Annotated in this window: 2 protein-coding genes; one reads left to right on the forward strand and one right to left on the reverse strand. The window is 65.2% G+C overall.

Translation table 11 applies throughout. The annotated features are described in order from the left end of the window. The coding region (locus V7N12_RS13240; protein WP_333715096.1) for a phosphomannomutase at positions 1 to 1,295 on the reverse strand (1,295 nt) is incomplete at its 3' end. Positions 1,296 to 1,527: 232 nt separating this feature from the next. On the opposite strand from V7N12_RS13240, the gene V7N12_RS13245 reads away from it, so the two are divergent. Continuing rightward, on the forward strand, positions 1,528 to 1,757 hold a 230-nt coding region (locus tag V7N12_RS13245; protein WP_333715097.1), incomplete at its 3' end, for a sugar phosphate nucleotidyltransferase.

A 1,757-nucleotide genomic window follows, 5' to 3' on the forward strand; every position in this document is an offset into this window, starting at 1 on the left:
TTCGATGACCGCAGGTTGAGACGCCAGTCACGAAAGGTCAGCGACAGCCCGTCAAGACGGTCAACCGCGACGGCTGTGGGTGCCAGCACATCCTCGACCCGGGCCGATGCGGCTGCGGGGTCCGTTACGGTGAAGTTGATCTCGCCCGAAGACGGGAACTCCGCCCGCATCGCGGCGACCAGATCGGCAAGCGGGCGGCCCGTTCGACCCATCAGCTCTGCAACCAGAAGCCAGGGGATCATCCCGCTGTCGCAGGCCATGAAGTCGCGGAAGTAGTGATGCGCACTCATCTCGCCGCCATAGACTGCACCGGTCTGGCGCAGCGCCTGCTTGAGGAAGGCATGGCCGGTGCGGGACACCTGCGCCTTGCCGCCGGCCGCCTCAACGATGGCCTCGGTGTTCCAGACGACGCGCGGGTCGTGGATGATTGTTGCGCCCGGTTCCTTGGCCAGAAACACCTGCGCCAGCAGCCCGACGATGTACTCTCCCGGGACGAAACACCCTGCCTGATCGAACAGGAAACAGCGGTCGAAGTCACCGTCCCAGGCCACCCCGAAATCGGCCCCTGCCTCGACAACGGCGCGGGCGGTGGCGGGCTGGTTCTCGGGCAAGAGCGGGTTGGGAATGCCGTTCGGGAATGTGCCGTCGGGGTCATGATGCATCCGGACAAAGCGCAGGGGTGCACCGCGCCGATCAAGCTCTGCGGCAAGTGCGTCGAAGGTTGGCCCAGCCGTTCCGTTGCCGGCATTCACCAGCACGGTCATCGGGCGCAACACGCTTGCGTCGGCCATCGACAGCACCCGTTCGACATAGGCCGCGCGGGCGCCATGCGCAGGGGATACAATACCGCCGTCCCGCCGAACGGCAAAGGCACCGCTCTCGGCCAGCGCCCGGATCGCCGCCATGTCGGTCGCGGGGTCAAGCGGAGCCGAGCCGGCCTTGACCATCTTCATGCCGTTCCAGTCCATCGGATTGTGCGAGGCCGTCACCTGGATCCCGCCGCAGGCTGCCAAATGGGTCGTGGCGAAATACATCTCCTCGGTGCCGCAAAGGCCGAGATCCAGCGCCTCGACCCCCGCAGCCAGCAACCCCTCGATCACTGCCGAAGCCAGTTCGTTGGACGATGCGCGACAGTCCCGACCGACCACGACGCGCCGGGTGCCCAGCACTTCGGCGAAGGCGCGGCCAATGCGATGCGCGATTGCCGCGTTCAGTTCGATCCCGAGGCGACCTCGGATGTCGTAGGCCTTGAAGCAGGCAAGAGGGAGGGTGGGCACGGGCTTCTGGCAGGTCATGGAGAGTTCTCCGGTTGTGGCGTTGCTGACCTTTTGATTGCAATGGACGGTCGCGATAGCACAGCCCCGCAGCCGGACAGTGCAATGCGCTGAGGGATGGTCACCCTATCCGTTTGGCGACGTGGTGGGGCAGAAGTCCCCGTCAGCCGTCCAGCCGCGTGGTAGCACCACAGCGCACAGCCATGGCAATGCTGAATACAGCAAATTGAAGCTTGTCCGAAAAGGCATCATCATGGTCCAGATCACGCCCGTTCTTCTTTGCGGTGGCTCCGGCACGCGGCTGTGGCCGCTGTCGCGAAAGGCCTGCCCCAAGCAATTCTCCCGACTGACAGGCCACCAGACACTGTTCCAGGCAACGCTGGAGCGTCTGTCCGGTCTGGGGTGGTCGGCGCCGATGATCGTGACGGCTGCCTCCTATCTTGGGCTCGTTCGGGATCAGGCAGACGCAGCAGGGCTTCGCCC

Source organism: Yoonia sp., from assembly GCF_036770585.1.
In the GTDB taxonomy this organism is placed as follows: Bacteria; Pseudomonadota; Alphaproteobacteria; order Rhodobacterales; family Rhodobacteraceae; genus Yoonia.